The organism is Cupriavidus phytohabitans (assembly GCF_000426345.1).
In the GTDB taxonomy this organism is placed as follows: Bacteria; Pseudomonadota; Gammaproteobacteria; order Burkholderiales; family Burkholderiaceae; genus Cupriavidus.
This window is the reverse complement of the sequence record NZ_AUFE01000065.1, coordinates 1-21,394: the sequence shown is the minus strand read 5'-3', so window position 1 is coordinate 21,394 and position 21,394 is coordinate 1. Positions and strand designations below refer to the sequence as shown.

Sequence of the window (21,394 nt, the reverse complement as noted above, 5' to 3'; positions counted from 1 at the left end):
CATGCTTGAGATTCGCAAGCTGCACGTCAGCGCAGACGGCAAACCCATCCTGCACGGCATTGATCTCAGCGTGGAGGCCGGGGAGGTGCACGCCATCATGGGCCCCAACGGGTCGGGCAAGAGCACCCTGGCCCATGTGCTGGCCGGCCGCGACCGCTTCACCGTGACTGCCGGCGAAGTCTTCTACGATGGCACGAACCTGCTCGGCATGCCGCCGGAAGAGCGCGCGCGCGCGGGCATCTTCCTCGCCTTCCAGTATCCGGTGGAAATCCCCGGCGTCTCTAATATCTACCTGCTCAAAGCAGGGCTCAACGCGATCCGCAAGCACCGCGGCGAGCCAGAGCTGGACGCGATGGATTTCCTCGCCCTGGTCAAGGACAAGCTCCGGCTCATGGAGATGGACCAGGACCTGCTTTACCGCTCGGTAAACGAGGGCTTTTCGGGCGGCGAGAAGAAGCGCAACGAGATCCTGCAGATGGCGGTGCTGGAACCCCGGCTCGCCATTCTCGATGAAACCGACTCCGGCCTCGACATCGATGCGCTCAAGATTGTCGCCAGGGGCATAGAAGCCATGCGCAGCCCGCAACGTGCCATTGTGCTGGTCACGCACTACCAGCGCCTGCTCGATTACATCGTGCCGGATCAGGTGCACGTGCTTGCGCAAGGGCGCATCACCAGGTCGGGCGGGCCCGAGCTGGCGCGCGAACTGGAGCGGCACGGCTATGCCGGGATGGAGGCGCAGGCCGTTACCGGGATGGGGTCTTCAGCATGAGCGCAAGCGGGCTGGAACACTATCTCGCCGAGTTCAACCGCGTGGAGGCCGCATTGCCGGGCCGCCGCCTGGGCTGGCTTGCGCACGCCCGCCGCCAGGCGCTGGATCATTTCGCCCAGGCCGGGTTCCCCACGCTGCGCCAGGAGGACTGGAAATACACCAGCGTGGCCCCCCTCGAGAAAAGCCGCTTTGCCGTGGCACTGCCGCAGGCCAGCGACGGCCAGGACGCCGCGCTGGCAGCGCAGATCGAGGCACTCGCCCTGACCGGCGCGCACCTGCTGGTATTCGTCAATGGCGCGCACCAGCCGCAGTGGTCGCGCCTCGGTGCCCTGCCTGCGGGCATGGTGCTCGCCAGCCTCGCCACCACGCTGGAGCATGCACCGGACTGCCTGGAGGCTCTGCTCCTGCGCCGCGCAAGCGACTACCCGTCCGGCTTTGCCGCCTTGAACCTGGCGTTCATGACCGACGGTGCCTATATCCGCGTGGCGGCGGGCACCGTCCCGGAACAACCGATCCACTTGCTGTTCCTCGCCACCGCCGGCGAGCTGGCAACCCATGCGCGCAACCTCGTGGTGGCGCAAGCCGGCAGCCGAGTCTGCATCGTGGAGCACCACGCGGGCCTGGACGGCCTGGCCTATTGCACCAATACCATGACCGATATCGTTGCCGAGGGTGATGCACAGGTCGAACATCACAAGCTGCAGCAGGAGAGCCTCAAGGCCTTCCATATCGCCGGCGTGAACCTGGACCAGCGGCAGGGTAGCCACTTCGCCTCCAGTTCCTTTGCCTTGGGCAGCGCCCTGGCGCGGGTCGACATCGACGTCGGGCTCAATGCCGAGCAGACCGAGTGTTCGCTGGACGGGCTGTATATGACCGCCGGGCGGCAGCATATCGATCACCACACCCGCATCGACCACGCCAGCCCGCACAGCAAGAGTCGCGAGTTGTATAAAGGCGTGCTGGCGGGCGCCTCGCGCGCCGTCTTCAACGGCAAGGTGGTGGTGCATGCCGATGCCCAGCACAGCGATGCCGACCAGTCCAACCGCAACCTGCTGCTGTCCGACCACGCCGAGGTCGACACCAAGCCGCAACTGGAGATCTATGCCGACGACGTCAAATGCAGCCACGGTGCCACCGTAGGCCAGCTCGATGCCGAGCAGATCTACTACCTGCGCTCGCGCGGGATGGACGAGGGCGCGGCGCGTGCCCTGCTGACCTTTGCCTTCGCCGAGGAGGTCGTCAAGCGGCTCGGTCCCGCCCCACTGCGCACGCGGCTGGATACTCTCTTGCGCGGCCGGCTGGCCGAGCCTGTGAAGGAGCTGCCATGAACACGGCAGTGCATGAACCGCTGGCCGGGGGGGCCGCGGTACCGGCCGCCAGCCTGGAGGTAGAGCGGCTGCGGCAGGATTTCCCCATCCTGCGCCAGACCGTCAACGGCAATCCGCTGGTCTATCTGGACAACGCCGCCACCACCCAGAAGCCGCAAAGCGTGATCCATTGCGAGGCGCATTACTACAGCGCGCTCAACGCCAATGTCCACCGCGGCGTGCACACCCTGAGCCAGCGTGCCACCGATGCCTACGAGGCCGTGCGTGACGCCGTGCGCGGCCTGATCAACGCGGCCACGCGCGAGGAAATCGTGTTCGTGCGCGGCACCACCGAGGCAATCAACCTGGTGGCGGCAAGCTTCGGCCAGCGCCTGCGCCCGGGCGACGAGATCCTGATCAGCGCGATGGAGCACCACTCGAATATCGTGCCGTGGCAACTGGCGTGCCAGCGCACCGGCGCCTTGCTGCAGGTGGCGCCGATCAACGATGCCGGCGAGCTGATGCTGGAACAGTTCACGCGATTGCTCAGCCCGCGCACCAGGCTGGTCGCGCTGACGCACCTCTCCAACGCGCTCGGCACGGTCAATCCGGTGCGACACATCATCGAGCTGGCACATGCCCGGGACATCCCGGTGCTGATCGACGGCGCCCAGGCGGTGCCGCACCTCAAGGTCGACGTACAGGCCCTCGATTGCGATTTCTACGCCTTCTCCGGCCACAAGCTCTACGGCCCCACCGGCATCGGCGTGCTTTACGGCAAGGCTGCGCTGCTCGATGCCATGCCGCCTTACCAGGGCGGCGGGGACATGATTCGCGAGGTCACGTTCCGCAAGACCACGTATAACGCGCTTCCCTACAAGTTCGAGGCCGGCACCCCCAATATCGCCGGCGTCATCGCGCTTGGCGCCGCCATCGGGTATGTGAGCGCGCTCGGCCTGGAGGCCATCGCCGCCCACGAGCATGCGCTGCTCGCCTACGCCAGCGCGAAGGCAGCGCAGGTCGCCGGCCTGCGCGTGATCGGCACGGCTGCCGACAAGGCGAGCATCCTCTCGTTCACCCTGGACGGCATCCATCCCCACGATGTCGGCACCATCCTCGATCAGCACGGCGTGGCGGTCCGCGCCGGCCACCATTGCGCCATGCCGGTGATGGAGCGTTTCGACGTGCCTGCCACGGTGCGCGCTTCCTTTGCCTTGTACAACACGCGTGAAGAAGTCGATGCCCTGTTTGCTGCCGTGCGCGCGGCACAGGAGGTATTCGCCTGATGTCTGACCTGCGCAACCTCTACCAGGAAGTGGTCATCGACCACAGTCGCTCGCCGCGCAATTTCGGGCGGCTGGCGGCGGCGAACCGCAGCGCCGAGGGCTTCAACCCACTGTGCGGCGACCGGCTGACGCTGTACCTGAGAATCCGCGACGGGGTGATCGAGGATGCCAGCTTCGAGGGCTCGGGCTGCGCCATCTTCACTGCCTCAGCCTCGCTGATGACAGAAACGCTCAAGGGCAAGACCGAGGCACAGGCGCGGGCCTTGTTCTCGGACTTTCACGCGCTGGTGACCGCAGTGCGGGAGCGGGCAGGCGTGCCGATGGGCAAGCTGGAGGTCCTGGCCGGGGTGCGCGAGTTCCCGGCGCGCGTGAAGTGCGCAACCCTGGCCTGGCATACCATGCAAGCCGCTTTGGAGAACAGCGGCAGGCCGGTCTCAACGGAGTAAAGCGATGAGCATTATCGATTGGCTGCGCAAGGCCGAGGAACACGAAGACAGGTTCGAGCCTGAGCCGGACAGCCTGGAGGGGCGGGTGATAGCGGCCTTACGCACCGTATACGACCCCGAAATCCCGGTCAATATCTACGACCTTGGCCTGATCTATCAGTTATCGGTGGACGAATCCAGCGGCAAGGTGGGCATCCGCATGACGCTGACCGCACCGGGCTGCCCGGTGGCGCAGACCTTCCCCAGTGTGGTGGAGGACGCCGTCATGGAAGCCAGCGGGGTGCACGAAGCCGCGGTTGAACTGGTGTGGGACCCACCCTGGTCGAGAGAACGAATGAGCGAGGCGGCGCGCCTGGAACTGGGGCTGCTCTGAGATGAGCGAGTGGATCAATGTCGCCCGGGCCGACGACTTCGCGCCCGGCACTTGCCGCAGCGTCGATGTCGATGGCGTACAGGTCGCGGTATTCAATGTGGGTGGCAATTATTACGCCATCGAGGACCTCTGCTCGCACGAGGCCGAGCCGCTTTGCGGCGGTGACGTGGAAGGCCAGGAAGTCGTCTGCCCGCGCCACGGCTCGCACTTTTCCCTGCTGACGGGCGAGGCGCTGTCCCCGCCCGCCTACGAGCCGGTGGCGACCTTTCCGATTCGGGTGGAGGCCGGCACGGTACAGGTCAGGGACGAGCGCTGGGATTAACTGGCCACACCCTCTGGCCATTCGACTTGGTTGTCACATGGCCGAGAATGTTAAGGGTTGTCCGATGCCTGCTCTCGCGCGCTGGGGGGCGGGGATGCCACGACGCGAGCCACAGTGCATTCAGTACCCAAACGATATCCCACGCCGGGCTTTTGATCCAGCACATGGTGTGCGCCTTGGCTTCGCGGTTGCCGTGCAACTGATCCCAATCCCAGCGAAACAATCAGAACCGAAACACCATCCCTAGCATGGGCCCCTTAAAGGTGAGCCGTTGTATCAGCTCGCCGCCATTTAAATCATAGGTCACGTAGCGATAGGACAACTGGATATCGCCCCATTTGGCCGCATACGCCGCCCCCGCGGACACTTGTAGCGTGTAGCTGGAGGATCCGCTTCCGACATCGACGTAGTAAGGCACGTACCATCTGCCATTCCTGCTCAAGTTGAAGCGTCCGCGCACACCGATGATTGCGTCCACGAGGTTTTCCGTTTGCGAGACACTGCCTTGCTGCGCCAGCGTCGCGCCTTGCTGCGTGAACGTCGCGGATAGCGTCCAATGCGCGCTCGCGCTCAGGTTCAGATAGCGCAGGCCTCCGAACGGCTCGATATTGCCCCACGGCGCGCGTAACGCCGTGTAGCCTGCGGCAAGCTGGAGCATCCCACCGGTCATACTGCTGCCCACATCGGTCGCTACGTCCCGGGGCACGACGACTCGGGTGCCATTGCCCGCCGTCACCGACTTGAGCGTGGTGTCCTGGCGATTGAAGTCGAGGTAGATCGCATCTCCGAAGATCGACCAGTTGCCCTTTCTGGCCTCAGCCTGCAGCATCAGCAGGAACTGTAGGTTCTGAAGATAGCTGTCCGGCCCCGTGCCAATGTCGAGATTTCCGCCGCCGGCCGATGACGATCCGGAAAAGCGAAAGTCTCCGCTGACGTTAGGCAGCCAGAGGTAAGGCGCAATGGCAAATCGCCAGCCATCGCTATCGGGCGGAGCAGGCGAATCGGGTAGGGCGGCTTGCGCCAATCCGGCTGCCGCCGTGAAGAAAAAAGCAATGAGAGACCTGGTAGCGCCGGTCGTCAAGCGTTGATACCTGCCTTCCGCTGCGCTGAGCTGAGCTGCAGTCTGGAATGCTTTCATGGCTTCGCCCTCACTCATCCATCGCCAATACATATGCCCGCGGCTCATCAGAAAACCAGCCTTCCATGCCCGCATACTGATGCGCCAGCCACCCTGCCAACCATACGGTGCCCGCCGAGATCGCAAACCCCCTGGCTGCTACGTTTGGCCACCTGTTGACTACCCATCATCATGTCCGATCGGACAGGTGTGTGATGATGTCTCATCAGCAATTCTAGACCGGAGAGAAGACTGGCGCCGGGCACCAGCCAGTTAGTGTTGTCACTACTTCATCAGCCATTCACCTTGGGGAAGCGTGTGCTGCTCACCGGCCTGATACCGCCATCATTTCACTTGCCGCATCGATGGCGTAAAGGTGGTTCCTACCAGCAATTCTTCCGGCCGATGAGAGTTCCTTGCCGAAGGCTTTGCGCTCCTTCACGTATTCGACCGTGAGATCGAGTGCGCGCCGCATGGTGGAGCGAAGCGCCTTCCGCCCCTGGGTCCTGCGATGTTTTTAGGCCAGCGCTACGACGGCTTCGCCGACGAGCTTGTCTTCGCCGTACTGATTGGCGCAACGGATTGCGATTTTTACTCGAGGCCTCGCGCACGGCACGGCCGCACTGTGCGCGGAACTGGTCGGCGCGATGGAGAAGGCAGTGGAGATGACTTCCGAGTACCTGAAGGTTCGCAAGCAGTTCGGCGTTTCCATCGGCTCGTTCCAGGCACTGCAGCACCGCATGGCAGACATGGCTGCTGAGCTTGAACTGGCACGCTCGATGTTGTTCCGTCATGCTACGATCTTACAAAACGGACGGGGGCGACTATGGCAACAGAGACCTACGGCGGATACACCATTCGAGGCTTTGCGAAGCCCATGGGGGACGGCTCGTTCGAAGCTTCGGGGGCCGTAGAGAAGGGGACCCAAGTGCTAGAGACCTCCGATCCGATTGGCTTTTACCCGAGCTTCCAGCGGGCAGTCGCGGAAGGTCTCGTCTGGGCGAGGGCATGGGTTGATGCTCATGCCTGAACCCTCCTGAACTCAACCAACGTCACCCACGGCTGGGCCGTTGAATTGCTCCCACAGCGATCGGCAACTGCCGCGGGCACCAGGCGGCAGGCCCAGCGAGACTTGTGAATCGACAGCAGCAGGTGGAAGCGCAGTTGCTTGTCCCTCAACCAGAAATTCGGCAGTCTCCTCTGGAGGGTCTTCCGCGCCAGGTCGCGAGTCATCATGCCGGGTATGTGTCGCGGAACGGTCGGTGGTATCACCGACCTGGTCGCCGGCGAGAAGTCTTCTTCATCGAAGGGGCAGGGCGGTGCGGCAAGCCACGCGGCAGGCGAACGGCGAATGCGGTCTCTGTGTGATCGGACCGCGCCTCGATAGCGCCTCCATGGGCCTTGGCAATTTCGCTCGCGATGTACAGACCAAGCCCAAGGCCAACCTGGCCGGTGTCCTTGTCCGCCCGACCCGGACCACGCTGGAGCGGGTCAAAGATGCGCTCCAGCGTCTGCGGGTCAATGGCGGGGCCGCTGTTCCTGACTTCGAAACGAACTTCTGCATCAGTCGCGGTCATCACCACGCGCACAGGCGCATCCGGGGCTCCATATTTGATGGCGTTAAGCACAAGATTGCCGAGCAGTTGCTGCAGACGCTGACCATCCCAGAACCCCTGCAGGTTGCCCTTTATGTCCAGATCGATCTGGTGGCGTGGATGGGCTGCGCGCAGCTGGTCCACTACATCGGCAAACACTTCAGTCAGATCGACGTCCCTGCGAACGATGTTGATACCCAACCCCAGCTTGGTTCGGTTGAAATCGCACAGGTCATCCAGAAGCGTCTGCATGCGGGCACCACTTCTAATCAGTCGGCCCGCAGCATCCGAAACCTCTTCCCCGGCATTCAGGGCCGCAAGGTATGACGCGGTCATCTGAATGGTGTGCAGGGGACTGCGCATGTCATGTCCGAGCATTCCGAGCAACAGGTTGCGAGCCTGTTCCACCTGCTGACTGAAAAAACCTATTGATTCCGCCAGTGCTTGATCGATTGCCTCGTTGAACCGGATGATGTCATCGAGATGCGTGGCATCTGGCTGGCCTTCGTCTATCCACAAACGCAGGACACTGGCGCGAAGTGCTCGATACTCAGCGGCCAGTTGGATGATGTTGAAGCCGCCTCGCGCCCGCAAAAGTGCATGTGTCTGCGCGGCCGTCTCTGGCGCGTCGATCAGCTTGGGCGCGTGCCCCAGTGATTTCTCGCGTTGCTCTTCCCTCGTCTGTGGAGTCGATAGATCCTTGGCCACAGCCTCCAGAATCTGCTGGGCGTCGTCGCGCAAAGCGCGCGAATTCATGTTCCGTGCAGCCGGCAGAAGAGATGCTGCAAACGCTTCCCATTGCTCCAGGATTGGCTCAAGGTTCCGCAAGATGAAGTCGGCTAGTCGCATGTCTGCTCCTGCAAACGAAATCCGGATCGGATGCTTGTACCTATGAAGTCATGTTACGCGCAAACCGGGACAGGGGCGGTCATCGCGGCGAAAGCGGCGTTGAACTCCTACCAACGGCCAATCCCGGCAACAAGGTCGGATGTCCGTTCTCTCACCTCAGGTAGTCGTTATCGATAATGTGATCAACAACTATCTCGCTGCCGCACGCTTTCGCTACCAGAACAACGCACTCTCCATACGGACGATCTATTTGGGCAGCCAATGGTGGAATTGGGGCTTGGCGCAATACCAGCTCAAAGAGTTGCTCGAAGCTCAGGAAGTGGGAGAAATAACCAGGCCGCAGCATGCCCCAATGCTAAAGGCCAATGAGAAAACTTACCTCACGCCGGTGGCGCAAGCCATTGAAAAGAAAAATCGACCAATTTAATCACCACTTCTCAGAAGCGATCCCAAGCGCTGACGCTCGCTCAGCATCGGGTGTGATAGCGCGATTCGAATCTGCCGGCCCGGCTATGGTGATTGGCGTTTGCCTTGGCTAGTCGAAAGACAGAGGCTCACCGTCCTGTAGTGGCGAGGGCGAGCCTCCGAATCAGGGAAAATCACCTATGCAAGGATCGAGATGCTGCCCGTTTCCTTCTCATACCTGAAGGATGATTTTCTGCAGCAGGGCAGTTAGAGCTCGACGCTGCTCTACGATCAAGTGCACGTAAATGGTGTCGTCCCTGATTTCATAAATAGTTCGATTCTTTCCGCAAGGTACTTCGCGGAACCTGTCCGCAGTGAGCCCACTCAGTTCATCGACAACGTGGCCGCATTCTGGGAACTCCCGAACGCGGGTTATTGACGCCTGGATCTGAGCATATGATTCTTCCCAGACGGCCATGCCAAACGCATCCACAACGTAGCGGCGCACCCGCTTCAGTTCGGCCTTGCCGCTGTCGAGAAGCTTTACCTTCAGCACCTTGGAGGCCATCAGCGCCGCTTCTCTTGCCGGTCCAGTTCGTCCAGTTCTGCGAACACATCATCGATATCGGAAAACTTTTCCTGCTCGATCTGCTTTTGCCCAAGGGCCAGAATCTTTAGCAGAGCCAATGTCTGCCGGTCGGATTCGTAGCTGCGCACGTCTTGGACAACGAGCTTGGCTTCGCCGTTTTGGGTGATTATTAATGGTTCGCCGGATTCAGCGAGGTCCTTGACGATCTGCGCGGCTTCACTCTTGAGATAGCTGATCGGCTTGACGTGATCGGCGATTCGCATCGCACGGCTCCTGTGGATGGCATATGTAGACCGAATATAGTCCATTAACAGTCCGCCATCAACCTGGCCGACCTCCACTGCGCAGTGCAGCCGAGTGCGACCAAGGTCTCCGAAGAAGACTGTACGCACACGGCATACCGCGGGCGAGTTGTCGAGCCACTACCGTAACCCCATCGCCGGCAAACGCCAGCGACAGGAGGCACCGGCGCTGCCCGACGGCAATCAGGAAGACAGCAACGATAGCCGAGTCCGGATAGCAACAATGACAACGAAAGCTGAGCGAGCGGCCGCGATCCGCTTTGCTTTTCCGGACCAGACACTGGCGATCGGGAAGGGCTCCACTAGATCGGATGGTCAGTGAAGCGAGATTGAAGAGGCGGTCGGATGGCCGAACGTGGCCGGCTGCGGCCGGCCAAGGGCATAGGGCGGTCATGTCTGCCAACCCTGACCGGATGTCCAGAGGGGCGTATTTTCGCTCAAATGAGGCAGGTCTCGGAACATCAGATCTCATTTTTCGCCTACGCTAACAGTAGCGCTGACAGGCGTCCGCTTGGGCGGTGCTCGATAAGCCCGCGGTAAATGTTGCTCTGTTAGCAGTTCCGGTCGGCAATCCGGAACAGATCGAAATCCCAGTCTTGCTGTTAAGCCACGAAAATGCTGGCCGCTCCTGATCGTAATCGTTCTGAGGGCAGGGACCGAACTCTGCAGTATTTCGGCTGGCTGACACTGTTCATCTCTCTGGCAACGCCGGCAGGTTACCTGGTCGATATACAGACGTCGTACCTGCTCAAGAACCAGTTGCATGCGACGGCGACGGAGATCTCGACATTTCGGCTGGTTACGGCCATACCGGTGTACCTTGCGTTCGCTTTTGGCTTGGCGCGCGACCAATGGAACCCGCTCGGATTGCGGGATCGCGGCTTCTTCCTGATTTTCGCTCCGGCGACCGCGCTGGCATTCATCTGGGTGGCGTTTTCAGGTTTCTCATACGGGGGGCTGGTCATCGGGATACTGCTGGCAATGCTGTCGTCCCGATTTGTCGCCGCAGCCTATCAGGGGTTGATCGCTCTGGTGGGCCAGGAGAAGCTCATGTCCGGGCGCCTGAGCGCTCTGTTGAATGTGGTCGGCTCCGTCCCGGTCGTTGCGGGAGCGTTCGCCTCTGGGTACATCTCCGATCATCTTGCCGCGAGAGAAGCCTTCCTTCTTGTGGCGATTGCCGCTTTATCGGTTGCTGTGCTGGGGCTCTGGAAGCCCGTTTCCGTCTTCGGCCATATCTACGAGAAGCCGCAAGCCAGCGGCGCAGATCTCGTTGGGAATGTCAGGCGGCTGGTGAAGCATAAGGCCGTTTATCCAGCGATCCTGATCTGCTTTCTGTGGAACTTTGCGCCAGGGTCCGCCACTCCGCTGCAGTTCTATCTGACCGATGAGCTGCATGCATCGGATTCCATTTACTCGTACTACAACGGGATCTTTGCCGCCGCATTCCTCCCGACATTCTTGCTCTATGGCCTTCTATGCAAGAAAGTGGCACTGAACAAGTTGCTGTGGTGGGGAACGATCATCGCAGTGCCGCAGATGATTCCGCTGGCATTCATTCACTCAGCCAATCTCGCGCTTGTATTGGCGGCACCGATAGGGCTGATGGGCGGTGTAGCCACGGCAGCATACTTTGATCTCGCGATGCGGTCCTGTCCGCCAGGCTTGCAAGGAACCTTGATGATGCTGGTGGATGGCGTTCTCGCACTCTCGGCACGTGCCGGCGATCTCTTGGGCTCATGGATCTATAACAGCAGCCCAACGCACGGCTTCACATATTGTGTAATCGCGACGACCGTGGTGTACGCACTGATCCTGCCTTTGATCGCGCTGACGCCGAAAACATTGATTGCTACCAGGGATGGCGAACCAAACCCGGAGGTCGAGGCCGAGGTGCTGAACGAAATCCGGGGAACTGAGCGTACGTAATTTGCGCTGCGCGAGCACGACCAGCGAAGCTTCCTTCGCCTTCTGAGTGCTTTCCTTCCCGAAGACGAAGCACACTTCGCGCGCCGGGCACCCCGACTACCGAAAACCGCGTGTTGCCAGGGGCCGGGGTGAGGGACGGCGCCTCAACGAAAGCCTGATGCCGCCCGCTCTAACCCCATCCCAGTCCGGCAGATCAGCGATGTCCGCTACTTTTCGACGAGACGGCCCATTGTCTCCGGCACAACCGCGGCGCCAACCAGATAGACCAGCGTGACGGCCGCGAGGAAAACACCAAGGATCATCGGCAGGTCGGCGGGTGTGCCGGCGGCAAGCGAGGCCAGCGTCGGCATCATCCCGCCGAGAGCGAACCCGATGTTCCACGACAATCCTGTGCCGGAGGCGCGAATGCTGGTGGGAAACCTCTCGTTCAGGAAAATGAGGATGGGCGCGAAGCCGGCGCACCCTAGCATGCTGAGCGCCACCGCATAGGCGCCGCGCAGGGTGGCGGTTGGCGCGGCCGGCATCCATTGGTAGAGCAGCGGCATCAGCACCAGGCTGAGCGCGCCGATCAGCAGGAAGGCGCGCTTGCGGCCTACCAGCGTGCTGAAATGCCCCGCTGCCACCGATGCGACGATCACACCGAGGCTGCTCAGCATCAGGATGGCCGAAGACTCGCCGGGGGATGCCTTGACCACGACCTTGAGGAAGGTGGGGAGATATCCGGAAGTCAGGTAGTAGGCGCTGCCTGCGCCCACGGTCAGCAGGATGTTAACCAGCAGGATGCCACGATACTCGCGCGAGAACAGCGTGCGCAGCGGATGGGCTTGCGGCTTGACGTGGCCGCTTGCGGCCTTTGCCGCCTGCAGTTGCTTCCACAGCGGCGACTCTTCCAGCGAGTTGAAGATGACTAGCCCCAGCACCGAGCTGACGATGCCGGCAAAGAACATGCAGCGCCATCCCCAGACCTCGAAGGCGTCGCCCGGGAACAGCGCCGTCATCGCCATGTACGTGATCGACGCCAGCAGCGCGCCGATGCCCGCGCCGCCGCCGCCTACCAGGCCGGACACCGCGCCGCGCCACGACGGCGGCACCGATTCCGTGCCAATGGTATGCGTCGAAGCGACCACGCCGCCGACGAACACGCCCTGCACCAGCCGCAGCAGGATGAACAGCGCCGGCGCGAAGAGGCCGATCTGGGCGACCGTCGGCAGCAGCCCGAACGCCGCCGTCGACAGGCCGACGCCGGTCACGGCCACCACCATGGCACCCTTGCGCCCGTGCCGGTCCGCGTAGGCCCCGAAGATCGCCGAGCCGAGCGGGCGCATCAGCAGCGTCACCGCGAACGACGCGTACACCGCCGCCAGCGACAGCATCGCATGCTCGGACGGAAAGAACAGCTTGCCGATCACCGGCGCCACGAACAGCAGGATAAACAGGTCGAACAGGTCGAGCGCCCATCCCATGCACGAAGCCGTCACCGCGCCCAGCACCTGCCGGTTGTTTGCGGCCAAGGACGCCGCGTCTTGCACGCCGCTGGTCGGCACCTTGTCATTTGCCAGCACTTCCATCGTTGTCTCCTTATCTTTTGAATGAACGGCTCCCCGCGATGCCCCGCCGGGGGCATCGTCGATGCGTCCGTCTCTCCGGCTTGGCAGGCGGGTCAGCCCCGCCCGCGCCCGCGCTCAGCTGCCGCGGAATTCGGGATTGCGCTTCGCGTGGAACGCTTCCACGCCCTCGCGGAAGTCGTCCGAGCTGCGCAGGCGGCTGTAGCAGTGCCCTTCGAGTTCGATGGCGATCGACAGCGGTGCGTCCTCGGTGTCGTTGAGCAGCTTCTTGGCGGTGCGCTGGGCCAGCGGGGAGAAAGCGCGCAGCTCGTCGACCAGCGCATCGGTGGCGGCTTCGAGCTCGGCGTCAGCCACGCAGTCCACGGCGATGCCCCACTCGTACGCCTGGCGCCCCGGGATGCGGCGCGAGCGCATGACGATGTCCTTGGTGCGGCCCACGCCCACCATCTTCTGCAGCCGCGCCGAGCCGCCGGATCCAGGAATCTGGCCAAGCTTCTGCTCGGGCAGCGCGTATTCCGTGGAGGCGGTGGCGATGCGGAAGTCGCACGCCAGCGACAGTTCGAAGCCCACGCCGAAGCAGTAGCCCTGGTTGGCCGCGATCACCGGCTTGCCGCAGCGCGCCGGCGCTGCAACGTTCCACGCGAGGTTCGACACATGCTCCGGCGACGCTTCCAGGAAGCCCCGGATGTCGCCGCCGCTGGAGAAATGCTTGCCCTGCGCGCGCAGCACGATGACGCGCACGCGGTCATCGGCGTCCAGCGCCTCGAACACGGCACGCAACTGGTCGCGGGCCGCCATCGAGATCACGTTGTACGGCGGGCGATGCAGAATGATGTCCGCGCGCTCGCGGGCCGGGTCGACCTCCACGGAAAAGCCGTCGAGGTCCTGCAGGCGCTGCTGGTCGGGATGGGTCAATGCGAAGGCTTGGGTCATGTCGTTACTCCTTGATGGGGTCGCTGTGGGGAAGAGAGGAAAGCGCGTTGTATTCGCCCGCCGACAGCTTGCGGCGCAGGATCTTGCCGACCGGCGATTTCGGGATGTCGGCGACGAACACGTAGTCGCGCGGTCGTTTGAAGTTGACGAGGTCGGAGCCGCGGCAATAGTCGTCGAGCGCCCCGGCGTCGACGCAGCCGCGCGGCTTGACGAATGCCACCACCTTTTGGCCCCAGCGGGCGTCGGGCACGCCGGCTACCGCCACCTCGTCCACGGCGGGGTGCAGGGACAGCACCGATTCGATATCGGCGGGCGAGATGTTCTCGCCGCCGCTGATGATCATGTCGTCGACCCGCCCGGTGACGAACAGGTCGCCGTCTGCGTCGAGGTAGCCGATGTCACCGGTGAAATACCAGCCGTCGCGCAGGGACCTGGCATTGGCGTCGTTGCGGTTCCAGTAGCCCTCGAAGGCCTCGTCGCCGCGCAGGTCGGCGATGATCTGGCCTTCCTCGCCGGGCGCGGCCAGCTCGTCTGGCGAGGCCGCGTCGAGGCGCGCCACGCGCAGCCGCGTGTTGAGGCCGGCGCGGCCCGCACTGCCGGGTTTGCGCGCCGCATGCTGGTCGACGCTGAAGGTGTACACCTCGGACGAGCCGTAGTGGTTGACGAACAGCTCCGGGCAGAACGCCTGCTCGAGCCGGGTCAGCAGGCCATCGTTCATGGCGGCCCCGGCGAAGCCGAGCTTGGTAACGGTGCGAACGTCGATGCTGTCGAAATCCGGCTCGGCCAGCAGGTCATGGTAGAGCGTGGGCACCAGGTAGAGGCAGCTGACTCGATGGCCGGCAATCGCCTGCAGCGCCTGCGACGCGCTCCAGCGCCGCACGCAGACAAAGAGGCCGTCCACCAGCGCCATCGCCAGCAGGGACCGCACGCCCATCGTGTGGTACAGCGGCATCACCCCCAGCGTCCGTTCGCCGCGCCGGTACAGGTTCTGCGCGACGTGCGCCAGCGCGGCCGCGCGCTCCTGCCGGTGGCGGCGCGGCACGCCTTTCGGCTTGCCGGTGGTGCCGGAGGTGTACAGCATGAGCGAAATGTCGCCAGCTTCCGCCAACGTGGCGTCCCGCCGAGGCGTGGCACGGAGCAGGGTGTCGAACGACAGCGAGCCGCCGGGCGCGCCGTCCAGCGCGATGCAGGGAATGTCCTGCGCGGCGGGGCTGTCCAGCACAGCGTCGGCGCTGACCGGTTCAAACACCAGCGCTTTGACGCCCGCGTCGCGCACGCAGTAGTCCAGCTCGTCGGGCTTGGCGCGCCAGTTCAGCGGGACGATGACCACGCTGGCGAACTGGCAGGCCCAATGCAGCGTGGCCAATTCCCAGCGGTTCTGCAGGATGGCGAGCACGCGGTCGCCCGGCCGCAGGCCGAGGTCAAGCAAGCCGGCCGCCACGCTGCGGATGCGCGCGAGCCATTGCGCGTAGGTCAGCAGCAGGTCACCGTCGACGATGGCGGGGTCGTGGGGACTGCGCTCCACGCTCTGCAGGAAGGTGCGGCCGAGGTCAAGCATCGCAGCACTCCTCGGCAACCGGTGCTGCATGCCGGTGCGAGCGCGCGCGGCTGGCGGCCACGTCGAGCACGGCAGCGACAATCGGCGTGTAGCCGGTACAGCGACACAGGTGGCCGGACAGCATGTCGCGCACCTGCGCTTCGGTCGGCTCGGGCACACGCTCCAGGTAGTCGGCACACGACATCAGGATGCCCGCAGTGCAGAAGCCGCACTGCAGCGCATGGTGGCGGCGGAAGGCCTGCTGCAGATCGCTCAGGCCTTCGCGCGGGGCGAGTCCTTCGACGGTATCGATGGCGCGGCCATCGGCCTGCACCGCGAGCATCAGGCACGAACGCGCGGCCACACCGTCCACCCGCACTGTGCACGCGCCGCAGACGCCGTGCTCGCAGCCGACGTGGGTGCCGGTGGCGCCGAGTTCGTGGCGCAGGAAGTCGGACAGCAGCTCGCGTGGCGCGCACGAGGCGCTGCGTTCGGTGCCGTTCAGGGTCAGGGTGACGCGGTGGCGCTCGTCGCGCCGCATCACCGGAGGCGCACCCGAAGCTGCGCCATTAAGGGTCTTGCTCATTTTGCCTCCTCGATTGCGCGCATGCCCAGTTGCCGCACCAGGTGGCGGCGGTACTGCGCGCTGACATGGGCGTCGTCCTGCGCGCCCAGCTTCCAGCTGAAATCGTTGATCGCTTCCGCCAGCGCCTTGCCCTGGAGGCGCGGCCAGGTCTCCAGCACCGCCCGGTCGGCCACGCCCCCCACGGCCAACGCAATGGTGTCGTCCGTGACGATGGCGGCGCACGCCACCAGCGCGAAGTCGCCATGGCGGGCCGAGAACTCGGTAAAGCCGTAGCGCGCGCCGGGCCGCCGCAGGGGGAGGCGCACCGCTTCCACCAGCTCGTCGGGCTCGCGCGCCGTCATCAGCATGCCGCGGAAGAATTCGGCGGCCGGCAGCACGCGGCGGCGGCGCAGCGAGCGCAGCACCACCTCGCCGCCGAGGGCGGTGAGCACCAGCGGCAGCTCGGCGCTGGGGTCGGCGTGGGCGACGGAGCCGCACACCGTGCCGCGGTTGCGGATCTGGAAATGCGAGATGTGCGGGAATGCGAGCGCGAGCAACGGCACCTCGTCGGCCAGCGACGCGCGCCATTCCACGCTGCCCTGCGTGGCGGCAGCGCCCACCACCAGATGGCCGTTTTCCACGCGCACGGTATCCAGCTCACTGGTGCGTGAAATGTCAATCAGCAGTTGCGGCTGCGCGAGGCGCATGTTCAGCACGGCCATCAGCGACTGGCCTCCGGCCAGCACGCGGGCACCCTCGCCGGCTCGGGCCAGCGCTTCCAGCGCGTGCTGCGCGGATTCGGCGCGCAGGTAGTCAAAGGCGGCGGGTTTCATCGACGGACTCCAAGGAGCGCCAGCAGGCGCGCGATCCAGCCCGGCTTGCGCGCGGGCTTGCCCCCCGCCTGTCGGCCGAGCGCTTCGAACAGCTGGCGCAATACCACCTTGGCCGCGCCTTCGAGCATGCGGCCGCCAACAGCGGCGACTTTTCCGGACACTTCGGCCTCGTAGTCGTACGTGAGACGGGTGCCGGCACCATGCGGGGCCAGTTCGACCAGGCCCGCGCCGCGCGCGCTGCCGAGCGACGACAGGCCGGCGCCCGCCAGCCGCAGCCGGCGCGGCGGCTCCAGGTCGGACAGCGCGATCTCGGCTTCGTAGCGGGCCTTGATCATGCCCACGCCCACGGTCACGTCGGCGCGGTAGCGGTTGTCGCCGATGGGCACGAGCGCGTGGCAGCCCGGCACGACGCTGGCCAGCGCCTGCGGGTCGAGCAGGACGGCAAACACGGCTTCAGGCGTGGCATCCAGTTCGACCGTTCCGCGCGCACTGAGGGCCTTGCCGGCCTTGCCGCCGCTCTTGCCGTTCGCCGAGGCCTCTCTTGCTGCCTCGGCCAGTTCCGGACGCGATGGCGGCGGGTCGTCGAAGCCGATCATCGCCATCACCCTGGCGGGGGTGAGCGGCAGGCGGATATCGCGTACGCCAAGGGCATCGGCCACCGCGTTGGCGACGCACGGCGGCGTGCTCATGTTGTTGCCCTCGCCGAGCCCCTTGGCGCCGAGCGGCGTGAACGGGCTCGGCGTCTCCAGATGGACGATGAGCGGGTCGGGCACCTCGCACGTGGTCGGCAGCAGGTAGTCCGCCAGCGTGCCGGACTGGAAGCTGCCGTCCGGCCCGTAGCGGAATTCCTCCATCAGCGCAGCGCCCAGTCCCTGTGCGAAGGCGCCGCGGATCTGGCCGTCGGCCAGCGCCGGGTTCAACAGCTTGCCGGCATCGTGCGCGGTCACGTAGCGGTCAATGCGCACGCGGCCGGTGGCGCGGTCGATCTCCACGCCGCACAGGTCGAAGGCAAAGCCGTAGCAGGCGGAGGTGTTGACGCGGTCCTGCTCGTCCGGGGCGTCGAGGTTGGGGGGCGACCAGAATACGGTTTCGCGCAGGCCGGGTTCCTCGCCGGCCGGCAGCAGCTGCGGCGACCAGTGCGGCGCGTTGCTGGCGGCGCGTGCGAACGGCAGGGCGGTATCGGAAGCGCCCCGGCGCACGATGCGGCCATCCGCAAAGACCAGTTCGGCCGGGTCGCAGCGCAGCTGCGAGGCCACGATGCGCGCCAGCTTGTCGCGTACGCGCGTGGCGGCCAGGTGCACGGTGCCGGCCACGGCGCCCGCGAAGCGGCTGGAGTAGTTGCCGGCCGCCACGGACCAGGCATCCTTGTGCGTGTCGAATTCGACGTTGACCACGACGTCACCCGGATCGATGCCGAGCACGTCGGCCACGACCTGCGCAGATACGGTCATGTGGCCCTGACCCGCCGGCGTGGACGCGATGGTCACCACCACGCCGCCGAGCAAGTCCACGCTGACCGTGGCGCTGGCGATGGCGCCGTTCTTCGGGCCCGCCTTGCGGCGCGCCTCGGCCGGCGTCGCGGTGGTGATGTAGCCCATGTTCGACACCGATGGCTCGACGATGGCCGCAAAGCCGATGCCGTACAGCCGTCCCTCGGCGCGCGCGGCGTCGCGGCGGCGCTGCAGCTCCCCGTAGTTGCCCGCTTCCAGCGCGCGCGACAGCGCCAGCTGGTAGTTGCCGGAGTCGAGCAGCGCGCCCGCCGCTGCGCGATAGGGAAAGGCATCGGCGGGCACGAAGTTGCGGCGGTAAACGTCGAGTGGATCCAGGCCCAGCTCCACCGCGATCCGTTGCACCAGCCGCTCCAGCGCGAAATACACCTGCGGCCCGCCGAAGCCGCGCACGAGGCCGGTCGGCGTCTTGTTGGTCAGCACCACGCGGTTGCGCACCAGCAGGTGCGGAATCGCGTAGGCACCGGTGAGCAGGCCATGCATGCGGTAGAAAGTGGCGGGCTCCGGCGCACGCAGGTAGCCGCCGCAGTCCTCGAGCTGGTCGTAGGAGAGCGCGAGAATCCGGCCATCTGCCTCGACCGCGGCTTCCAGGGTGGAAAGCCGCGCGGTGGCCGACGTGGCGGCGCTCAGGTGCTCGAGCCGGTCCTCCACCCACTTCACCGGTGCGCCCGCCTTGCGCGACGCGAGGCACATCAGCACCACGTAGGGGAACACCGCCTGCTTGACGCCGAAGCTGCCGCCCGAGTCGCGCGGCGCGACATGGCGCAGGCGGTTGGCAGGCACCTGCAGTGCCATCGCCATCACGGCGTGCAGCGAGAACGGTCCCATGAAATTGGAGGTGACCTGATAGCCCTCGTCGCCCGGCAAGTGTTCGGCGATCACCACGCCGCACTCGATTGGCGTGCAGGTGTTGCGCGGGTAGTGGACGGTCAGCAACACGCGGTGCGGCGCGGCGGCAAACGCGGCCTCGGGATCGCCATAGCGGAAATGGCGGTCGCTGGCGACGTTGCTGCCCAGGCGGGGATGTAGCACCGGGGCCTCGTCGGCGACGGCGGCCTCGATCGACACCACCGGCGGCAGCACGCGGTACTCCACCCGCACGAGGTCGAGCGCATCCTCGGCCAGCGCGCGGTTCTCGGCCACCACCACGGCCACCGGCTCGCCCACGTAGCGCACGCGCTCCATGGCCAGTGCCCACTGCTCCATCGGCGCCTTCACGCCCACCACGAAGGGTCTGGACCAGCCACGCAGGTCCGTACCCGTCAGCACGGCACGCACACCGGGCGCCTTCAACGCGGCGGCGCAGTCGATAGCACCGAGTTCGGCGTGCGCGTGCGGCGAGCGCAGGATGGCGGCGTGCAGGGTGCCGGGCCTGACGCCGAGGTCGTCGGCGTAGCGGCCGCGCCCGGTCAGGATGGCGGCATCCTCGACGCGCGGCATCGGGCGGCCGACATGTGGCGCCGGCCGGGTCTGCTGTGTCTCCACCGTGCCGGTCGTTTCGCCAGCATCGAATCTTTTCATTTGCGACTCCGTTCCATGCGACGGAACCGGCCCGGGAAGGCGGGCGGGATCGTGCAACGTCAAACGGAGATTAGTGACATCGCGATATAAGTTCTAATATTGATTTCTGATTCGTATCATCATTTTTGCTGATGTAGAAATGTCGATCCGTGGTGAGACCTGGATGGGCAGAAGATGGTTAAATTTCCCGTGTTTCTGTGCCGGGAGCCGCCGCGCCTCTCATCACAAATGTTGATGCCGGTACGTCAGTGTCATTGATACCAAACCGCCCATGGACCTCAAGCAAATCCAGTACTTCATCGCGCTGTTCGAGGACGGCTCCGTCACGCGCGCGGCCAAGCGGCTGAATATCGTGCAGCCGGCGCTCAGCATGCAGATTGCCCGGCTGGAAGAGGAATTCGGGCAGAAGCTGTTCGATCGCATCCCGCACGGCATGGTGCCCACTGCTGCCGGCCGGATGATGCACCGGCTGTTCCTGCCCATCGTGCGCGACCTGGCCAGCGCGCGGCAGCAGATGATGCAGCGCGAGGAGCAGATGGCCGGCCGCATCACGCTTGGCATGGTGGCCTCCGAGACGGAGAGCGTGCTGGTGGGATCGCTGGCGCGCTTCAATGCGCGCTATCCGAACGTAGAGGTATCCGTGGCGGACGGCTTCAGTGCGGCACTGATCGACCTGGTTTCCGCGGGCCAGCTTGACGCGGCGGTGGTTCATCGCCAGCGCGGCCGCCTGGGGCTGCAGGTGCAGCCGATGCACGACGAGGAAATGGTGCTGGTGACCAGCGTCGCACACGGCCCCGAACTGCCCGAATCGGTAGAGATGGCGAAACTGCCAGGACTGGAACTGGTGCTGCCGACCAAGCGGCATGGCCTGCGCGTGGTGCTGGACACGGCGACGCAGGCGCAGGACGTCACCCTTGCGCCGAAGTTCGAGATCGACATCCTCGGCACCATCGTCCAGTTCGTGCAAGCGACACGCTTTGCCACGGTGCTGCCGCGCATCGTGGTGCAACGTGCCGTGGAAGCAGGGCAACTGCGCATGCATACCATCATTGCGCCGCGCATCGTGCGGCATCTGGTTTGCGTGAGCCATCCGCAACGGCCGCTGAGCACGGCGGCCGAGGCCTTGATCGCGATTGTCGCCGAGGAAATCAGGCGGGTTTCCGGGGTGACGTAACGGGGGTGGCCTAACGGGGGTGGCGTAACGGTGAAGCGGGTTGATCGCCTGAGCACTGACGCGCAGCGGTCAGTGCGGCTGTCGCAGGCGTTATCGGTCAATCCAGTTTTTTCATTACCGGGATCGGCCTGGGCCTCTGTACTGTTCAGGCCACGGTCCGACGACGCGCGGCGAGTGCCGCGCGTGCAAGACGCCAACCTGGCCCGCCTCCAATGGCTTGTGAAAGGAAGAATCGAATGCTGAAACGCCTCTGGAAATCTCTCGGTGACGCACTGGCACTCTGTTGCGGCTTTGGCCCGGCCCATGCGGCAGCAGCGTGGTCTTCAGCTTTTCCTCGAGCCGCGCGAGCGTGCGGCTCGTTGCCGACACGGTCAGGTTCAGCTGCTGCGCGGCGGCGGTGATCGAACCGGTGTCGACCACGGCCGCAAACGCCTGGAGTTCGTCGAGGGTGATGTTCATTGTTGATCTG

General features: G+C 64.7%; 20 protein-coding genes and 2 pseudogenes. 10 read left to right on the top strand and 12 right to left on the bottom strand.

What is annotated here, in order from left to right:
• The first annotated feature begins 1 nt into the window (after position 1).
• Genes sufC through K309_RS0128530 form a run of 6 tightly spaced genes read left to right on the top strand, consistent with a single transcriptional unit; the run spans position 2 to position 4,506 of the window.
• Positions 2-772, top strand: coding sequence for a Fe-S cluster assembly ATPase SufC (sufC, locus tag K309_RS0128555; protein WP_029049540.1), 771 nt, complete (start codon positions 2-4; stop codon positions 770-772).
• Positions 769-2,100 carry a Fe-S cluster assembly protein SufD gene (gene sufD, locus K309_RS0128550; protein ID WP_029049539.1) on the top strand — a complete coding sequence of 444 codons (1,332 nt, stop codon included), beginning with the start codon at positions 769-771 and terminating at the stop codon, positions 2,098-2,100. The genes sufC and sufD overlap by 4 nt, the downstream gene beginning before the upstream one ends.
• Entirely contained in the window at positions 2,097-3,365 is a 1,269-nt protein-coding gene (locus K309_RS0128545) for a cysteine desulfurase (RefSeq protein ID WP_029049538.1), read from the top strand. The genes sufD and K309_RS0128545 overlap by 4 nt, the downstream gene beginning before the upstream one ends.
• Positions 3,365-3,811 (top strand): Fe-S cluster assembly sulfur transfer protein SufU, encoded by a 447-nt coding sequence (gene sufU, locus K309_RS0128540; RefSeq protein WP_029049537.1) that lies wholly within the window; start codon positions 3,365-3,367, stop codon positions 3,809-3,811. Before K309_RS0128545 ends, sufU begins: the two co-directional genes overlap by 1 nt.
• Before the next feature lie 4 nt (positions 3,812-3,815).
• Positions 3,816-4,184 carry an SUF system Fe-S cluster assembly protein gene (locus K309_RS0128535; protein WP_029049536.1) on the top strand — a complete coding sequence of 123 codons (369 nt, stop codon included), beginning with the start codon at positions 3,816-3,818 and terminating at the stop codon, positions 4,182-4,184.
• 1 nt (position 4,185) lies between these two features.
• A complete protein-coding gene (locus tag K309_RS0128530; protein WP_029049535.1) occupies positions 4,186-4,506 on the top strand; it encodes a Rieske (2Fe-2S) protein in 321 nt (106 codons plus the stop codon).
• Between the two features lie 223 nt (positions 4,507-4,729).
• Here the strand turns inward: K309_RS0128530 and K309_RS0128525 are convergent, their stop codons facing one another.
• Together K309_RS0128525 and K309_RS42015 are read right to left on the bottom strand one after the other, a co-directional pair.
• A complete protein-coding gene (locus K309_RS0128525) occupies positions 4,730-5,644 on the bottom strand; it encodes a hypothetical protein (RefSeq protein ID WP_156914472.1) in 915 nt (304 codons plus the stop codon).
• Between the two features lie 304 nt (positions 5,645-5,948).
• Positions 5,949-6,098, bottom strand: a complete 150-nt coding sequence (locus K309_RS42015; protein ID WP_156914471.1) for a hypothetical protein — start codon at positions 6,096-6,098, stop codon at positions 5,949-5,951.
• A 124-nt stretch (positions 6,099-6,222) separates the two neighbouring features.
• Here K309_RS42015 and K309_RS43265 point away from each other — a divergent pair.
• Positions 6,223-6,406 (top strand): annotated as a pseudogene (locus K309_RS43265) (acyl-CoA dehydrogenase family protein); the annotation flags it as partial.
• Between the two features lie 485 nt (positions 6,407-6,891).
• Here the strand turns inward: K309_RS43265 and K309_RS37760 are convergent.
• Positions 6,892-8,067 carry a sensor histidine kinase gene (locus tag K309_RS37760; protein WP_051320662.1) on the bottom strand — a complete coding sequence of 392 codons (1,176 nt, stop codon included), beginning with the start codon at positions 8,065-8,067 and terminating at the stop codon, positions 6,892-6,894.
• A 178-nt stretch (positions 8,068-8,245) separates the two neighbouring features.
• Between K309_RS37760 and K309_RS42580 the strand changes: the two genes are divergently transcribed.
• A complete protein-coding gene (locus tag K309_RS42580; protein ID WP_198030871.1) occupies positions 8,246-8,494 on the top strand; it encodes a hypothetical protein in 249 nt (82 codons plus the stop codon).
• A gap of 210 nt (positions 8,495-8,704) precedes the next feature.
• On the opposite strand, the gene K309_RS0128495 is transcribed toward K309_RS42580, so the two are convergent.
• Together K309_RS0128495 and K309_RS0128490 are read right to left on the bottom strand one after the other, a co-directional pair.
• Positions 8,705-9,040 (bottom strand): type II toxin-antitoxin system RelE/ParE family toxin, encoded by a 336-nt coding sequence (locus K309_RS0128495; RefSeq protein WP_029049529.1) that lies wholly within the window; start codon positions 9,038-9,040, stop codon positions 8,705-8,707.
• Positions 9,040-9,324: a type II toxin-antitoxin system Phd/YefM family antitoxin gene (locus tag K309_RS0128490; RefSeq protein WP_029049528.1), complete on the bottom strand. Its 285-nt coding sequence runs from the start codon at positions 9,322-9,324 to the stop codon at positions 9,040-9,042. Before K309_RS0128490 ends, K309_RS0128495 begins: the two co-directional genes overlap by 1 nt.
• A 654-nt stretch (positions 9,325-9,978) precedes the next feature.
• On the opposite strand from K309_RS0128490, the gene K309_RS0128485 reads away from it, so the two are divergent.
• Positions 9,979-11,289, top strand: coding sequence for an MFS transporter (locus tag K309_RS0128485; protein ID WP_029049527.1), 1,311 nt, complete (start codon positions 9,979-9,981; stop codon positions 11,287-11,289).
• Positions 11,290-11,495: 206 nt separating this feature from the next.
• On the opposite strand, the gene K309_RS0128480 is transcribed toward K309_RS0128485, so the two are convergent.
• The 6 genes from K309_RS0128480 to K309_RS0128455 form a co-directional block, all read right to left on the bottom strand.
• Positions 11,496-12,857, bottom strand: coding sequence for an MFS transporter (locus tag K309_RS0128480; protein WP_029049526.1), 1,362 nt, complete (start codon positions 12,855-12,857; stop codon positions 11,496-11,498).
• Positions 12,858-12,971: 114 nt separating this feature from the next.
• Positions 12,972-13,787, bottom strand: coding sequence for an enoyl-CoA hydratase/isomerase family protein (locus K309_RS0128475; RefSeq protein WP_029049525.1), 816 nt, complete (start codon positions 13,785-13,787; stop codon positions 12,972-12,974).
• A gap of 4 nt (positions 13,788-13,791) precedes the next feature.
• Positions 13,792-15,345 carry an AMP-binding protein gene (locus tag K309_RS0128470; protein WP_029049524.1) on the bottom strand — a complete coding sequence of 518 codons (1,554 nt, stop codon included), beginning with the start codon at positions 15,343-15,345 and terminating at the stop codon, positions 13,792-13,794.
• The gene (locus K309_RS0128465; protein ID WP_029049523.1) at positions 15,338-15,910 is read right to left on the bottom strand and encodes a (2Fe-2S)-binding protein; all 573 of its coding nucleotides are present in this window, start codon (positions 15,908-15,910) and stop codon (positions 15,338-15,340) included. Before K309_RS0128465 ends, K309_RS0128470 begins: the two co-directional genes overlap by 8 nt.
• Positions 15,907-16,722: an FAD binding domain-containing protein gene (locus tag K309_RS0128460; protein WP_029049522.1), complete on the bottom strand. Its 816-nt coding sequence runs from the start codon at positions 16,720-16,722 to the stop codon at positions 15,907-15,909. The genes K309_RS0128465 and K309_RS0128460 overlap by 4 nt, the downstream gene beginning before the upstream one ends.
• Positions 16,719-19,751 (bottom strand): xanthine dehydrogenase family protein molybdopterin-binding subunit, encoded by a 3,033-nt coding sequence (locus tag K309_RS0128455; RefSeq protein WP_029049521.1) that lies wholly within the window; start codon positions 19,749-19,751, stop codon positions 16,719-16,721. Before K309_RS0128455 ends, K309_RS0128460 begins: the two co-directional genes overlap by 4 nt.
• Positions 19,752-20,022: 271 nt before the next feature.
• Here K309_RS0128455 and K309_RS0128450 point away from each other — a divergent pair, with 271 nt between their 5' ends.
• Positions 20,023-20,925, top strand: a complete 903-nt coding sequence (locus K309_RS0128450) for a LysR family transcriptional regulator (protein ID WP_029049520.1) — start codon at positions 20,023-20,025, stop codon at positions 20,923-20,925.
• 309 nt (positions 20,926-21,234) lie between these two features.
• On the opposite strand, the pseudogene K309_RS40550 reads toward K309_RS0128450, so the two are convergent.
• Positions 21,235-21,384 (bottom strand): annotated as a pseudogene (locus K309_RS40550) (LysR family transcriptional regulator); the annotation flags it as partial.
• Positions 21,385-21,394: the final 10 nt, after the last annotated feature.

Excerpts from the sequence above, each read along its gene's own strand:
- sufC (WP_029049540.1), top strand. The coding sequence starts at position 2 with ATGCTTGAGATTCGCAAGCTGCACGTCAGCGCAGACGGCAAACCCATC.
- sufD (WP_029049539.1), top strand. The coding sequence starts at position 769 with ATGAGCGCAAGCGGGCTGGAACACTATCTCGCCGAGTTCAACCGCGTG.
- K309_RS0128545 (WP_029049538.1), top strand. The coding sequence starts at position 2,097 with ATGAACACGGCAGTGCATGAACCGCTGGCCGGGGGGGCCGCGGTACCG.
- sufU (WP_029049537.1), top strand. The coding sequence starts at position 3,365 with ATGTCTGACCTGCGCAACCTCTACCAGGAAGTGGTCATCGACCACAGT.
- K309_RS0128535 (WP_029049536.1), top strand. The coding sequence starts at position 3,816 with ATGAGCATTATCGATTGGCTGCGCAAGGCCGAGGAACACGAAGACAGG.
- K309_RS0128530 (WP_029049535.1), top strand. The coding sequence starts at position 4,186 with ATGAGCGAGTGGATCAATGTCGCCCGGGCCGACGACTTCGCGCCCGGC.
- K309_RS0128525 (WP_156914472.1), bottom strand. The coding sequence starts at position 5,644 with ATGAAAGCATTCCAGACTGCAGCTCAGCTCAGCGCAGCGGAAGGCAGG.
- K309_RS42015 (WP_156914471.1), bottom strand. The coding sequence starts at position 6,098 with ATGCGGCGCGCACTCGATCTCACGGTCGAATACGTGAAGGAGCGCAAA.
- K309_RS37760 (WP_051320662.1), bottom strand. The coding sequence starts at position 8,067 with ATGCGACTAGCCGACTTCATCTTGCGGAACCTTGAGCCAATCCTGGAG.
- K309_RS0128495 (WP_029049529.1), bottom strand. The coding sequence starts at position 9,040 with ATGGCCTCCAAGGTGCTGAAGGTAAAGCTTCTCGACAGCGGCAAGGCC.
- K309_RS0128490 (WP_029049528.1), bottom strand. The coding sequence starts at position 9,324 with ATGCGAATCGCCGATCACGTCAAGCCGATCAGCTATCTCAAGAGTGAA.
- K309_RS0128485 (WP_029049527.1), top strand. The coding sequence starts at position 9,979 with ATGCTGGCCGCTCCTGATCGTAATCGTTCTGAGGGCAGGGACCGAACT.
- K309_RS0128480 (WP_029049526.1), bottom strand. The coding sequence starts at position 12,857 with ATGGAAGTGCTGGCAAATGACAAGGTGCCGACCAGCGGCGTGCAAGAC.
- K309_RS0128475 (WP_029049525.1), bottom strand. The coding sequence starts at position 13,787 with ATGACCCAAGCCTTCGCATTGACCCATCCCGACCAGCAGCGCCTGCAG.
- K309_RS0128470 (WP_029049524.1), bottom strand. The coding sequence starts at position 15,345 with ATGCTTGACCTCGGCCGCACCTTCCTGCAGAGCGTGGAGCGCAGTCCC.
- K309_RS0128465 (WP_029049523.1), bottom strand. The coding sequence starts at position 15,910 with ATGAGCAAGACCCTTAATGGCGCAGCTTCGGGTGCGCCTCCGGTGATG.
- K309_RS0128460 (WP_029049522.1), bottom strand. The coding sequence starts at position 16,722 with ATGAAACCCGCCGCCTTTGACTACCTGCGCGCCGAATCCGCGCAGCAC.
- K309_RS0128455 (WP_029049521.1), bottom strand. The coding sequence starts at position 19,751 with ATGAAAAGATTCGATGCTGGCGAAACGACCGGCACGGTGGAGACACAG.
- K309_RS0128450 (WP_029049520.1), top strand. The coding sequence starts at position 20,023 with ATGGACCTCAAGCAAATCCAGTACTTCATCGCGCTGTTCGAGGACGGC.